The sequence below is a fragment of the Sphingomonas montanisoli genome (assembly GCF_008274695.1).
In the GTDB taxonomy this organism is placed as follows: domain Bacteria; phylum Pseudomonadota; class Alphaproteobacteria; order Sphingomonadales; family Sphingomonadaceae; genus Rhizorhabdus; species Rhizorhabdus montanisoli.
On sequence record NZ_VTOU01000001.1, the window covers coordinates 629,890 to 643,209 of the forward strand.

The 13,320-nt window shown below is 66.0% G+C and carries 12 protein-coding genes; 9 read left to right on the forward strand and 3 right to left on the reverse strand.

The window, feature by feature from the left end:
- Nucleotides 1-205 precede the first annotated feature (205 nt).
- Nucleotides 206-1,219 (forward strand): aldo/keto reductase, encoded by a 1,014-nt coding sequence (locus tag FYJ91_RS03165; protein ID WP_149520812.1) that lies wholly within the window; start codon nt 206-208, stop codon nt 1,217-1,219.
- A gap of 24 nt (nt 1,220-1,243) precedes the next feature.
- The gene (locus FYJ91_RS03170) at nt 1,244-2,347 is read left to right on the forward strand and encodes an NADH:flavin oxidoreductase/NADH oxidase (RefSeq protein ID WP_149520813.1); all 1,104 of its coding nucleotides are present in this window, start codon (nt 1,244-1,246) and stop codon (nt 2,345-2,347) included.
- Between the two features lie 25 nt (nt 2,348-2,372).
- Here FYJ91_RS03170 and FYJ91_RS03175 read toward each other — a convergent pair whose 3' ends face one another.
- Nucleotides 2,373-3,998, reverse strand: a complete 1,626-nt coding sequence (locus FYJ91_RS03175) for a flavin-containing monooxygenase (RefSeq protein ID WP_149520814.1) — start codon at nt 3,996-3,998, stop codon at nt 2,373-2,375.
- A 142-nt stretch (nt 3,999-4,140) separates the two neighbouring features.
- Between FYJ91_RS03175 and FYJ91_RS03180 the strand changes: the two genes are divergently transcribed.
- From FYJ91_RS03180 to FYJ91_RS03210, 7 genes are all read left to right on the forward strand, one after another.
- On the forward strand, nt 4,141-6,672 hold the full coding sequence (locus FYJ91_RS03180; RefSeq protein ID WP_149520815.1) for a helicase-related protein: 2,532 nt from the start codon (nt 4,141-4,143) through the stop codon (nt 6,670-6,672).
- A complete protein-coding gene (locus FYJ91_RS03185) occupies nt 6,659-6,949 on the forward strand; it encodes an RNA-binding S4 domain-containing protein (RefSeq protein ID WP_149520816.1) in 291 nt (96 codons plus the stop codon). The genes FYJ91_RS03180 and FYJ91_RS03185 overlap by 14 nt, the downstream gene beginning before the upstream one ends.
- Before the next feature lie 33 nt (nt 6,950-6,982).
- Nucleotides 6,983-7,321, forward strand: a complete 339-nt coding sequence (gene fdxA / locus FYJ91_RS03190) for a ferredoxin FdxA (protein ID WP_149520817.1) — start codon at nt 6,983-6,985, stop codon at nt 7,319-7,321.
- Between the two features lie 256 nt (nt 7,322-7,577).
- Nucleotides 7,578-8,096 (forward strand): CarD family transcriptional regulator, encoded by a 519-nt coding sequence (locus FYJ91_RS03195; protein WP_149520818.1) that lies wholly within the window; start codon nt 7,578-7,580, stop codon nt 8,094-8,096.
- Nucleotides 8,097-8,363: 267 nt separating this feature from the next.
- Nucleotides 8,364-9,074 (forward strand): response regulator transcription factor, encoded by a 711-nt coding sequence (locus FYJ91_RS03200; protein WP_149520819.1) that lies wholly within the window; start codon nt 8,364-8,366, stop codon nt 9,072-9,074.
- Nucleotides 9,075-9,090: 16 nt separating this feature from the next.
- A complete protein-coding gene (locus FYJ91_RS03205; protein WP_246152381.1) occupies nt 9,091-11,313 on the forward strand; it encodes a CHASE2 and HATPase_c domain-containing protein in 2,223 nt (740 codons plus the stop codon).
- Nucleotides 11,314-11,378: 65 nt separating this feature from the next.
- The gene (locus FYJ91_RS03210; protein ID WP_246152382.1) at nt 11,379-12,089 is read left to right on the forward strand and encodes a head GIN domain-containing protein; all 711 of its coding nucleotides are present in this window, start codon (nt 11,379-11,381) and stop codon (nt 12,087-12,089) included.
- 1 nt (nt 12,090) lies between these two features.
- On the opposite strand, the gene FYJ91_RS03215 is transcribed toward FYJ91_RS03210, so the two are convergent.
- A complete protein-coding gene (locus FYJ91_RS03215; RefSeq protein WP_149520821.1) occupies nt 12,091-12,543 on the reverse strand; it encodes a MaoC family dehydratase in 453 nt (150 codons plus the stop codon).
- 12 nt (nt 12,544-12,555) lie between these two features.
- A complete protein-coding gene (gloB, locus tag FYJ91_RS03220; protein ID WP_149520822.1) occupies nt 12,556-13,278 on the reverse strand; it encodes a hydroxyacylglutathione hydrolase in 723 nt (240 codons plus the stop codon).
- Nucleotides 13,279-13,320: the final 42 nt, after the last annotated feature.

A 13,320-nucleotide genomic window follows, 5' to 3' on the forward strand; every position in this document is an offset into this window, starting at 1 on the left:
ACGAACCGAATCATTTTGGCCGTGAGTCGAGTCCTGTGCGAAACTTGGGCAGGGCATGGAAAACCTTGTCGCGCCGCACGTCAAACGGCTCTGGCGACTAAGGCAGACGATACCCAGATTGCGCATCGACAGACGTTAGCGGGGCCGAACGCCAATGGGTTTGGCGCAATCTTGCCAGCCTGACGTCCGAAAAAGGAGACTGATCATGGCTCTCAAGGATATTCTCGCCGCCACCCCGCTCGGCTTCGGCGCCGCGCCGCTGGGCAACATGTTCCGTGCGATCCCAGAGGAGGAAGCGCTCGCGACCGTCGAAGCCGCGTGGAACGACGGCATCCGCTTCTTTGACAATGCCCCCTTCTACGGCGCCGGCCTGGCCGAAATCCGCATGGGCGAAGCGCTGAAGGACAAGCCGCGCGGCGAATACGTCATCGCCACCAAGGTCGGTCGCATCGTGCTTGATGAAATCGAGGATGGTGCGCGCGACAATGGTGAGAAAGGCGCGGTGTTCGAACATGGCCGCCCGAACAAGGTGATCAACGATTATTCCGAAGCCGCAACGCTCCGGTCGATCGAGGACAGCCTGAAGCGCCTCCAGACCGACCATATCGACATCGTCTGGGTACACGATCTGGCACAGGATTTTTACGGCGACGAGTGGATCGGACTGTTCGAAAGCGCGCGCAAGGGCGCGTTCAAGGCACTCGATCGGCTACGCGACGAAGGCGTGATCAAGGCGTGGGGACTGGGCGTAAACCGTGTCGAGGCGGTCGAACTGCTGCTCGATCTCGAAGGGCCGCGTCCGGACGGTTCACTGCTGGCGGGCCGCTATACCTTGCTCGACCATGATCGCGCGCTGCAGCGGCTGATGCCCAAGGTGGTCGAACGCGGCCTCGGCATCGTCGCCGGCGGCCCCTACAGCTCGGGCGCGCTCGTCGGCGGACCGAATTTCGAATATGCGCCGGCCACCCCCGCAATCCTCGACAAGGTCGCGCGGATCAAGGCGATCGCCGACAAGCATGGCGTCAGCATGAAGGCGGCGGGCCTGCAATTCTCGCTCGCCAACCCTGCGGTCGCGGCGGTCATTCCGGGCGCCAGCCGTCCGGGCCGCATCGCCGAGGATCGCGCCGCGCTGAACGAGGTCGTCCCGGTCGAGTTCTGGCGCGCGCTGCGCGACGCCGGCCTCGTCAATCCGGCCGCGCCGCTGCCCGGCCTCAACTAACTATCCCCTCCCCCGGAGTTCCCGATGTCCCAACCCGCCTTGTTCACGCCGCTCACGACCGCCAAGCTGTCGCTGCGCAACCGCATCATCATCGCGCCCATGTGCCAATATTCGGCCGTCGACGGATCGATGACCGACTGGCACCTGATCCATCTGGGTCAGCTTGCCTTGTCGGGCGCCGCGCTGCTGACGATCGAAGCCACCGCCGTCACCCCCGATGGCCGGATCAGCTATGCCGATGTCGGCCTTTGGAGCGACTCGAACGAGGCGGCGATGGCGCGCACCGTCGAAGGCATTCGCCGCTGGTCCGATATGCCGATCGCGATCCAGCTCGCCCATGCGGGGCGCAAGGCGTCGACCGATCTGCCCTGGCTGGGCGGCGCGCAGATCGCGCCCGATCATGCCAATGGCTGGCAGACGATCGCCCCCTCCCCGCTTCCGTTCGAGGCGGGCCAAAATCCGCCGGTCGCGATGGACAAGGCCGAACTCGATCGCATCCGCGATGCGTTCGGCAAGGCCGCCGAACGCGCGGGCCGGATCGGGCTGGATGCGGTGCAGATCCACGCGGCACACGGCTATCTGCTCCACCAATTCCTCTCGCCGCTCTCAAACCGGCGCGAGGACGAATATGGCGGCAGCCTGGAAAACCGGATGCGCTTCCCGCTCGAAATCTATGACGCCGTGCGCGCGGCCTTTCCCGCCGATCGGCCGGTGACGGTACGCGTATCGGGCACCGATTGGGTCGAGGGCGGCTGGACGGTCGAGGATACGGTCGCCTTCGCCAGGGCGCTGGAAGCGCGCGGTTGTGCGGCGATCCATGTCTCGAGCGGCGGGCTCGACCCGCGGCAGGATATCCCGGTCGGCCCCAGCTATCAGGTGCCGCTGGCCCGCGCGGTCAAGGCGGCGGTGGACATGCCCGTCGTCGCGGTGGGCCTGATCACCGATTATGATCAGGCCGAGGCGATCGTCGCCACGGGCGATGCGGACATGATCGCTCTCGCTCGCGGCATCCTCTATGATCCGCGCTGGCCCTGGCACGCCGCGGCGCATCTGGGCGCGCAGGTGGCTGCGCCGAAGCAATACCTCCGGTCGCAGCCCCGCCAGTATCGCGATTTGTTGGTGGCGTAAGACCTGACGGCCTGGTCCCGAAGGATCAGGCCGCCGTCTTTTCCCGTTCGAACACGAAGCCGCGATAATTGTCGGCCGCGATCTCGTTGCACTTGTCCTTATAGAAACCCAGACCGCCCTGATAGACGAGCACCGAACGCGGCTTGCCCGGAATGTTCGTGCCCAGATACCAGTTCTTGTCGTCGTGGATGCGCAGCGCCCGCGAATAGGTTTCGGCGGCGTGCATCGCCCAGTCGTGCTGCGCCTGCTCGGTCGTGTCGATCTCGACCGCATCGATCTTGCGCATATGCTCCAGCGCGCCGGCGATCCACTGGACGTGCTGGTCGATCGAGAAGATCACGTTGGCGAGCACGCCGGGGCTGCTGGGGCCAGTGATCGTGAACAGGTTCGGGAAGCCCGCGACCATCAGGCCGAGATAGGTGTGCGGGCCATCCTTCCACGCGTCCTTCAGCGCTATCCCGTCCTTGCCGGTGATGTTCATCGACAGCAGCGGCCCGGTGACCGCGTCATACCCGGTCGCGACGACGAGCATGTCGAGTTCGTGGAACGCGCCGCTCTTCAGCTTCACGCCCGTCTCGGTGATCTCGACGATCGGATCCTCGGTGATGTCGACCAGCGTCACGTTGGGCTGGTTGAAGATCTGGTAATAGCCGGTGTCGATGATGATGCGGCGCGTGCCGATATAGCTGCCCGGCTTGGGACAGAGACGTTCGGCGGTGACCGGATCCTTGACCGTCTGGCGGATCTTGTTGCGGACGAAGTCCGACACTTCCTGCGCGGTTTCGGCATTGGTCGATACGTCGGCATAGACACCGACGAGCGCCGCAGTGCCCGACGCCCAGCACTTCTCCATATTGGCGAGGCGCTGTTCGGGCGTATGTTCGGCGGCCGTCATCGCGAAGGGCGAGCCGACATCCATGAAGGTCGCCGCGAAGCTGTTGCGTTGCCATTCGCGATGGTCCGGGTAGATCGCCTTGCGCTTACCGATTTCCTCGTCCGAAAGCGGCGGGGTGAGGCACGGAAGGCTGTACTGCGCGGTCCGCTGCAGCACGAACAGGTGCGCGGCCTCCTTGGCGATCGCGGTTGACGCCTGGACACCGGTCGATCCGGTACCGAGAACGGCGATGCGCTTACCCTTCAACTCCACCTTGTCGCGCGGCCACTGCCCGGTGTGGTAGAGTTCGCCCTTGAAGCTCTTTATTCCCGGAATGTCGGGCAGGTTAGGCTCGGACAGCGCACCGGCACCGCTGATGAAGAAACGGGCTTCATACTGATCGCCCTTGTCGGTGCCGACCGTCCAGGTCTTCGTATCCTCGTTCCAGTCGGCCTTGTTGACCGAGGTATCAAACTTGATGTCCCGGCGCAGATCGTGGCGATCGGCGAGGTGAAGCGCATAGGTCAGAATTTCGGGCTGGGCGGCATAACGCTCGGTCCAGTTCCACTCCTGATCGAGTTCGTCGTCCCATGGCACCGAATAGTCCATCGACGGCACGTCGCAGCGCGCGCCCGGATAACGGTTCCAGTACCAGGTGCCGCCGACGTCGCTGCCGCGCTCGACCACCAGCGCGCTGAGCCCCATCTCGCGCAGCTTGACCAGCATGTGCATGCCCGCGAAGCCCGCGCCCACCACGATCGCATCGAAACGTTGCATTTCCCGAATATCCTTCAGCATCCTCTGAACCCTATTTCGCATCGGGCCTTTTCGGCGGCAACGGGTTGCGGCTGTCGCAAGTTGGACAAGCTTTCGTAAGCTGGCGCTTGCATCCGTCACATGACCTGCCAATCTTGGCGACATGGCTCGTTTCGCAGCCCAGCCGGTCGTGGCCGTCCTGGGCCCGACCAATACAGGCAAGACGCATCTCGCGATCGAGCGGATGTGCGGCCATTCGAGCGGCATGATCGGCTTCCCGCTGCGCCTGCTGGCGCGCGAGGTCTATGACCGGGTCGTCGCGATCAAGGGCAAGGAGCGCGTCGCGCTGATCACCGGCGAGGAGAAGATCCTTCCGCCCGACGCGCAATATTATCTGTGCACGGCAGAAAGCATGCCGCTCGATCGGGACTTTTCCTTCGTGGCGCTCGACGAGGCGCAGTTGGGGGCGGACCCCGAGCGCGGGCATGTCTTCACCGATCGCCTGCTGCGCGCGCGCGGCCGCGACGAGACGATGATCCTCGGCTCCGAAGCACTGCGCCCGGTGTTGCGTGCGCTGGTGCCGGATTGCGAGATCATCGGCCGACCGCGCTTTTCGACCCTGAGCTATGCCGGCGCCACCAAGCTGTCGCGCCTGCCCCCGCGCTCCGCGATCGTCGCGTTCTCCGCCGAGGAGGTTTACGCCGTCGCCGAGATGCTGCGGCGCCTGCGCGGCGGCGCGGCCGTGGTGATGGGCGCGCTCAGCCCCCGCACGCGCAACGCGCAGGTCGCGATGTTCCAGGCGGGAGAGGTCGACTATCTGGTCGCGACCGACGCGATCGGCATGGGCCTGAACATGGACGTGACGCACGTCGCCTTCGCTTCGCTCCGCAAGTTCGACGGGCGGCGATCGCGGCGGCTAACGGTGGCGGAAATGGCGCAGATCGCGGGGCGTGCCGGGCGCCACCAACGCGACGGCACGTTCGGCACGCTCGCTTATGAAGGATCGCAGGGCGCGCGCTTCGAGGACGAGGAAGTCGACAAGATCGAGGCGCACGTCTTCCCGCCGCTCGATCATCTCTACTGGCGGGTCGGGGCGCCGTCGTTCGAAAGCCTCGACGCGCTGCTCGCCGATCTGCAGCGCCGCCCCGATCGCCCCGTGCTGCGCGCTGCCCCACAGGCGGTCGACCTCGCGGTGCTCAAGCGGCTCGCGGAGGAGGATTGGGTGCGCGATCGGGCGCGCGGCCCCCGCATGATCGCGCGGCTGTGGTCTGCCTGCGGCCTGCCCGATTTCCGCAGGACCGGCGCCGAGCCGCACAGCCGCCTCGTCAGCCGCATCTTCCGGCATCTGAGCGAGGGTGCCGGCCATCTGCCCGTCCCCTGGTTCGCCGAGGAACTGGCACGGCTCGACAGCGTGCAGGGCGATGTCGAGACGCTCGCCGATCGGATCGCCGGGGTGCGCACCTGGGCCTACATCGCCCACCGCGCCGACTGGCTCGCCGACCCGGACACCTGGGCCACGCGGACCCGCGAGCTTGAGGAAAAGCTGTCCGACGCGCTCCACCAGCGCCTGACCCAGCGCTTCGTCGACCGGCGCACATCGGTGCTGATGCGCGAATTGGGCGCGAAGGGGGGCGAGATGCTGCTGCCCGTGAAGGTCGACGAGGAAGGCATTGTCACCGTCGACGGCGAGCCGATCGGGCGCCTGATCGGCTTCCGCTTCAAGGCCGATCATCGCGCGCGGCATGGTGACATGAAGCGGCTGATGGCGGCGGCGGAGCGGCGATTGGTGACCGAATTGTCGTCGCGCGCGCGCCAGCTGGCGGCCGACGAGGACGGGCATTTCACGCTGGCGACCGATGCGGGGCGGCCGGTCGCCATCTTCTGGCGCGGCGATGTCGTCGCGCGGCTCGGCAAGGGGCGCACGCTCCTCACGCCGCGTATCAACCTGCACCGCGCGCTCGACAGCCTGTCGGCTGCCGATCGGGCCGGCGTGGAGCAGCGACTGGCCGTGTGGCTCGAAGGCCGCATCCAGCGCGAGTTGAAACCCCTCACCCGCTATTTCGAGGCGGCCCGCGATCCCGCCTGCTCGCCCAGCCTGCGCGCCCTGCTCTCCCCCCTCGCCGAAGCGGGCGGGATCATCGCCCGGCGCGAGCTCGCGTCCGCGATCGAGCATCTCGATCGCGAGGGACGATCGCGCGCCGATCGGCTCGACGTGAAGCTCGGCACGCTCGACATCTACGCGCCCACACTGCTCAAGCCCGAACCGACGCGCTGGCGGCTGGCCCTGTTCGCGGCGGCCGAAGATGCCGACATGCCAGAACTGCCGATCCCCGGCGCGGTATCGATCGCCACCCCGCCTGATCGTAATGCGTGCGAAGCGATGACGCGCGCCGGCTATCGCGCGCTGGGCGCGCAGATGCTGCGCGTCGACCAGGCCGAACGGCTCGCCCGGCTCGCCCACGACACCCGAACCGGGCGCAAGCCCTTCTGCCCCGATCCGGGTCTCGCGACGTCGCTGGGTCTGCGCGGGGCGAGCTTCACGCAGTTGATGCTCGCGCTCGGCTTTCGCGCCGACGGCGAGAATATCTGGGTGTGGAAGGGCAAGCGCGAGCAGCCGAAACGTCCGCCTGCGGCGCGGGCCGGCAATGCCTTCGGCGCGCTGGCCGATCTATGGCCGGGCCATGCGGCTCGATAAATATCTCTGGTTCGCGCGACTGACCAAGACCCGCAACCTTGCACAAGAAATCGCCGAGGCGGGACATTTGCGGATCGACGGCCGCGTGATCGAGCAGGCGCATGCCGCCGTGCGCGTCGGAAATGTGCTGACTTTCGCGCTCCAGGGACGCGTGCGCATCATCCGCATCGATGCCCTGCCCAACCGGCGCGGACCCGCCCCGGAAGCGCGGGCCTGTTACACCGACTTGGGCGCCCCCAAGCCCAACTCGGTTGACGAGGGACCCCACTCGACATAGGGCGACGCGGTTTCGTGCCCCCGGGGAGCCATAATGACCTACGTCGTCACCGACGCCTGCATTCGCTGCAAATATATGGACTGCGTCGAGGTGTGCCCCGTCGACTGCTTCTATGAAGGCGACAACATGCTGGTGATCAATCCCAGCGAGTGCATCGACTGCGGCGTGTGCGAGCCCGAATGCCCGGCCGAGGCGATTCTGCCCGATACCGAGAGCGGTCTCGAAAAGTGGCTGGAACTCAACAACACTTTCGCCAATCAGTGGCCGAACATCACGCGCAAGCGCGACGCGCCGGCCGACGCCGATGAGTGGAAGAATGTTGCTGGAAAGTACGAGGCACACTTCTCCGCTGAGCCTGGTCAGGGCGACTGAGTCCTCGTCGGGGTCGTCGCGAGACCCCGCAGATGAAGACGATCGTTACGGGGTCAGTGCGACTATACGGGGCGAAATCCCCGTGATGCTGGATTTTGTCGGCTTTCTCTGATATTGAGAGTCGCAAGATGGTGCGCTTCTGCACGCGCACATGACGAGGAACCCGTTGAACAGCGTCGCATCATTGCCGTTCGGCCGCCGATTGGGACGCGGACCGGACGGGATCGAGCGACGCTTCCCGTGGAAAGGTGAATAAATGGCTGCCAAGGCGCTGAGCTTCGTTGTCGGCGATTATGTTGTTTACCCCAAGCATGGTGTCGGCCGCGTGGTCGAACTCCAGAGCCAGGAAATCGCCGGGGCCAAACTTGAGCTCTACGTCCTGCGTTTCGAAAAGGAGCGCATGACGCTCCGCGTGCCCACCAACAAGGCGGAAGCCGTCGGCATGCGCAAGCTCAGCTCGTCTGTGACGATGAGCGAGGCGCTGACCACGCTGAAGGGCAAGCCCAAGGTGAAGCGCACCATGTGGTCGCGCCGTGCGCAGGAATATGAAGCGAAGATCAACTCGGGCGACCTGGTGTCGATCTCCGAAGTGGTCCGCGATCTATTCCGTGCCGACGATCAGCCCGAGCAGAGCTATTCGGAGCGTCAGATCTTCGAAGCGGCGGCCAGCCGCCTCGCCCGCGAACTCGCGGCGATGGAAGCGATCGACGAGCCGGCGGCGATGGAGAAGATCCTCGACATCCTGCGCAAGGCGGCCGCCATTCACAACAAGTGATCGGCTGCTTCACCTGAGATACGAAGAGGGCGGTCCTGCGGGGCCGCCCTTTTTCTTTGTGCAAAGCCTCACCATTTTGGCGACGATCGCTTGACGACAGCTGACACCCCAAGTTCACATGTAAACAATTGCAACGATGGTGAAGATCTCGTCCACCAAATTGTAAAATCGGGTTAGTGGCCTGCGACGAAGACTAAGGGGAACGCAGCATGTCGATCGTTTCGCAGCAGCCGGCGCGCATCACCCGGCATTGGATGGGGTGCTGATATGCGGATCGCGATTCTCGACGACGAACCGCAGGACCGCGCCTTCGTCGCCCGCACGCTGACCGAAGCCGGCCACGTCTGCTATGAGTTCCCCAACGCCCGCACGCTTTCCACGCGGCTGCGTCAGGACACGTTCGACCTTCTTATCCTCGACTGGAACATGCCCGATAAATCGGGTGTCGAGATCCTCGAATGGATGCGCAACAATCTGGAGCTGCCGGTGCCCGCGCTGCTGCTGACCAACCGTTCCGCCGACGAGGATATCGTCACCGGGCTAGGCGCCGGCGCGGACGATTATATCGTGAAGCCGGTCCAGCCGCCCGTGCTGCTCGCGCGCATCAACGCGCTGATGCGGCGCAGCGGCCCGCGCGAAGCGGCAAGCGGCAGCGAGACCTTCGGCCCTTACACGCTCCACCCGATGCGCCAGAACGTGACGGTCGACGGCGACACGATCGCACTGACCGCCAAGGAGTTCGAACTGACGGCGACGTTGTTCCGCAATCTGCATCGTCCGCTGTCGCGTGCCTATCTGCTGGAGATGGTGTGGGGGCGCAATCCGGACCTGCCCACCCGCACGCTCGACGCACATATCTCGCGCATCCGTTCAAAGCTGGGGCTGCGGCCTGAGCGCGGCTATCGTCTCGTGCCGGTTTACAGCTATGGCTATCGCCTGGAAGCCGTCGGCCCTGATGGAGAGGGCGGCGAACACTAAGGGCGGTCGACAAAAGGTGAGCAACGGCAACCCGGCAGTTCCAAGGCGACTTTACGCCGAATGGCTCGCCGTCGCCATCGTCGCGAGCTTGCTGGTGGCGACCCTCGTCTGGGCGCGCGTCACCGTCCGTCTCGACAACATCCTCTACGATCGCGCGCTGGAGGCCGATCGCAGGACGCCGCCCGACGACATCCTGATCGTCGCGATCGACAGCGCCAGCCTGCGCCAGATCGGCGCTTGGCCGTGGCCGCGCAGCGTCCACGCCCAATTGCTTGATCGGTTGGCCGCCGCGAAGCCGAAAGCCGTCGGATACGACGTGCTGTTCGTCGAGCCGACCGAACAAGACGCAGCGCTTGCCTCCGCGATGCGGCGGGTGCCCACATATCTGCCGTTGCTCGTCGACGTTCCGGGCACCAATGGCGCGCCTTTCGACGCAATCGATCCCGCTGGCGACCTGAAGGCGGCGGCCGCTGGCATCGCCCACGTCAACGTCGGCTTCGATGGCGATCGCGTGATCCGCCAGGTCAATCTGGAGGAAGGCGGCGGCGGCCAGAGCTGGATTCAACTCGCCGCCGCAATGGCCGGGACGAAACCCGATCCCGCGATCGATACGAAGCGACCAGGGCTGTGGCAGGAGCGCCCCGTCCTGATCCCCTATGGCGGCGGCGCGGGCCATTTCCAGACGGTATCCTTCACCGACGTCCTGTCGGGCAACATCCCCGCCGAGTTCTTGCACGGCCGCTACATCCTGGTCGGCGCAACGGCGAATGGCATGGGCGATTCCTATCCGACCCCCAGCACCGGCGACACCAGCCAGATGTCCGGGGTCGAGATCCAGGCACATCTGCTCGACGCCCTGCTTCACGGCCATGTCATCACCCCCGCCTCCCCCATCGTCCAGTTGGCGGTGGCCCTCGCGGCTCTGTGGATCATGCTGCTCGGTTTCCTCCGGCTCGGGCCGAGCGCGACGGGCTATCTGTTGCTCGGCCTGCTGATCGCGATCCTGGGCGGCAGCCTCGCGCTGCTCCACTGGGGGCGGCTGTGGGTCCCGCCGGGCGCGACGCTGATGGGGCTGCTGTTCGTCTATCCGCTCTGGGGATGGCGCCGGCTCCACACGCTCAGCCTCTACATGACCGAGGAATTGCGCGTTCTCGAACATGAGCGCGACGATCTGCCGCAGGCGGCGGCGGTGGCGAGCCGCGAAGTCACGACGCAGGCGGCACTGCTGCGCGGCGCGATCGATCGCCTGCGCGATCTTCGTCGCTTCCTCGCCGACGCGATCACCCATCTGCCGGATGCATTGTTCGTGACCGATCTGGAAGGCCGCATCAGCCTGTCGAACGACGAGGCCCGTACGCTGGCCGAACGGCTTGGCCTCGACGGCGGACGCGGGGCTGCCGTCGGGCCGCTGCTCGAAACGCTCGGCGCGGCACCGATCGATGCCGATGGCCCGAGCGAAGGCGGCATTGACCTGCGTGACGATCAGGAGCGGAGCTATGAACTGCGCTGGGTCGCGCAGCATGACGCCGCCGACCGGCGCATCGGCTGGATCGTGCGCATCGCCGACACGACCCGGCTCAAGCAGGCCGAGCGCGGGCGCGAAGAAGCGCTGGAGCTGCTGAGCCACGACATGCGCGCACCGCAATCCGCCATCCTGACGATGATCACGCAGGAAGGCGCAGGCATGCCGACCGACCTTGCCGCACGGATCGCGCGGCAGGCGCGGCGCACGCTCGACCTGGCCGAGAATTTCGTCCAGCTCGCCCGCGCCGAGGCAAAGCCGATCGACGAAGATGAGGTCGATCTGGCCGACGTGCTGATTGACTCGGCCGATGCGCTTTGGACTCAGAGCCGCGCGCGCGGCGTGGTGGTCGATCTCGAAACGCCGGACGAGCCGCCGCTGCTGCCGGGGGACCGACAATTGCTGACCCGCGCCGTCACCAACCTGCTGTCCAACGCGATCAAATATAGCGACGAGGGCGGCCGGGTGAGTTGCGTCCTCACCCACTGCACCGAAAAGGCGCGGCTGGTGATCACCGACAAGGGCGTGGGCATGACCGAGGCCGAACAGGGCCGGCTGTTCCAGCGCTTCGCGCGCGGACGGCGCGAAGGTGTCGGCCTTGGCCTCGCGCTCGTCGACACCGTCGTGCGCCGCCACGGCGGCACGATCGCCTGCGAAACCGCCCCCGGCGAAGGCACGCGCTTCACGATAGACCTGCCGCTCGCCAACGCCGCCTGACGCGCTTGCGTCGACCGGCACGCCACTGTATTGTTCATGCAATACAGATAGAAATGGAGCGCCTGATGTCCCGCCGCCCGCTGATCGCCCTGACCGCCGCCGCCTGCGCGCTGGCCGCCGCCTGCTCCGCGCAGGCCGCCACCCGTCCCTTCCCGGTACCGGGCTTCTCCAAGCTGCGGGTCGAGGGGCCCTATACGGTGCGGGTCCACACCGGCGCGAAGCCGAGCGTGATCGCACGCGGACCGCAAGCCCGGCTCGACAAGCTGATCGTCGAGACGCGCGGCGATATGCTGGTCGTCACGTCCGAAAAGAGCTGGGGCTGGAACAGCACGAAGTGGGGCAAGGAGGACACGGTCTATGTCGACATCACCGTCCCCGCGCTCACCTCCGCCGAACTGACCGGATCGGGTGACGTCAGCGTCGATGTTGTGCGCACGCCGGCCTTCGCGGCGTCGGTCACCGGATCGGGGGACCTGACCGTCGCGCAGCTTCAGACCGGCAAGCTCGCCGCCAACGTCACAGGATCAGGCGACCTGACGCTCACCGGCAAGACCAACGCAATGACCGCGCGTGTAACCGGATCGGGCGATCTCCATGCGGGCGGCGTCACCGTCGGCACGCTGACGGCATCGGTAACGGGCTCGGGTGACATCGACGTCGGCCCGACCCGCGTCGCCGACGCCAGCGTGCTGGGTTCGGGTGACATCGACATCGCTGGCCGCCCGCAGTGCAAGACATCGAAGCGCGGATCGGGCGAGATACGCTGCGGAGGGTGAATTAGCTCACTGAACCCGCGATCAGCGTCATGCGCAGGCACTGGCAGACGACTTCGTCGCGCTGGTTGAGCAATTGATGCCGGAAGGTGACGACGCCGGCGCCAGGCCGCGATTTGCTTGCGCGCAGTTCGATGACTTCGGTTTCGGCGCGCATCGTGTCGCCGATGAACACCGGGTTTGGCGTGACGACCTTGTCATAGCCCAGATTCGCGACCAGCGAACCGAGCGTCGTGTCACCCACCGAAAGCCCGATCATCAGCGCGAAGGTGAAGGTCGAATTGACGAGGATACGGCCGAACTCGCTCTGCGCGGCAAAATGCGCGTCGAGGTGGAGCGGCTGCGGATTGTGCGTCATCGTCGAGAACAGGAGGTTGTCCGTTTCCGTCACCGTCCGCCTGATCTCATGCGCGATTCGATCGCCCACCTGCCACTGGTCGAAATATCGGCCTGCCATTCTGCTCCCCTCTTAGAAATTGTCCTTCGCGGTCCGCCGCGCCGCGAGTTCCTCGACGCTGTCGGCACGCATGAAAGGGTTGGTGGCGCGCTCGAGCCCGATCGTGGTCGGGACGGTCGCCTCCCCGCGTTCGCGCAGCGCGGTCACGAGGTCGAAGCGCGCGGCGATATCCCGATTGTCGGGCTCCGCGGCGCGAGCATAGCGCGCGTTCGACAGCGTATATTCGTGCGCGCAATAGACCGAAGTCTCCTCGGGCAACGCCGCCAGCTTGCGCATGTTGCCGAACATCTGCTCGGCCGTCCCTTCGAACAACCGGCCGCAACCCATCGCGAACAGCGTGTCGCCGGTAAAAATGGTCTCCTCGCTCGGCAGATGAAAGGCGATGTGGCCCGCCGTATGCGCAGGCACGTCGAGCACCCTGCCCTCGATCGCGCCGAGCCGCACCGTGTCGCCTTCGGCCACCGTGCGATCGAGCGTGGGGATTTTCGCAGCCTCGGCTGCGGGGCCGGTGATCGTCGCGCCGGTCGCAGCCTTGATCTCGGCATTGCCGCCAGTGTGATCCGGGTGCCAATGCGTGTTCCAGATCTGGCTGATCTTCCAGCCCTTCGCATCGGCGGCCGCCAGCACCGGTGCCGCCACCGCCGGATCGATGACGGTCGTTTCCCCGCTTGCCGGATCATGAACCAGCCAGACATAATTGTCGCTGAGCACGGGAATGCGTTCGATCTCGATCATGGCAGGCTCCTTGGCCGCCCGATGTAGGCGCGCGGCACCGCT